The organism is Mycoplasmopsis mucosicanis (assembly GCF_006546935.1).
Lineage (GTDB): Bacteria > Bacillota_I > Bacilli_A > Mycoplasmatales > Metamycoplasmataceae > Mycoplasmopsis > Mycoplasmopsis mucosicanis.
In genome coordinates, this window is record NZ_SMDN01000049.1 from 1 (window position 1) to 331 (window position 331).

Consider the following 331-nt stretch of genomic DNA (forward strand, 5'->3'; position numbering starts at 1 on the left):
CATTAGACTTAACAACTCTGCAATATCTTGCTTTCCCGTTTCCCATCATCATAACTATTAGATTTTTCATAGTTTAATTATATCACAAAAATAAAATTATGTTATGTAATGTTATGTAATTTTTTTGCTTAAAAATATCCCTATGTACTACGTACATAAGGACTTAAAAATATTTTGATTTTGCTTGTAACTCCGAAACTCAGGAGATACAGATTTTTGAAGTTTTATAGTAAACTTATCATTATCTCTTGAAACCTGTGCAATATTTTCTTCTTTTCCAGCAAATAATATTTTTGCAAATATTGAACTTTCATATGGTTTGCTAAATGCT

General features: G+C 26.6%; 1 protein-coding gene. It reads right to left on the bottom strand.

The genetic code is table 4. The features are described from left to right. Nucleotides 1–147: 147 nt before the first annotated feature. Nucleotides 148–331 (bottom strand): hypothetical protein (locus E1I18_RS03790; RefSeq protein ID WP_211334725.1); only part of this gene is annotated, 184 nt, incomplete at its 5' end.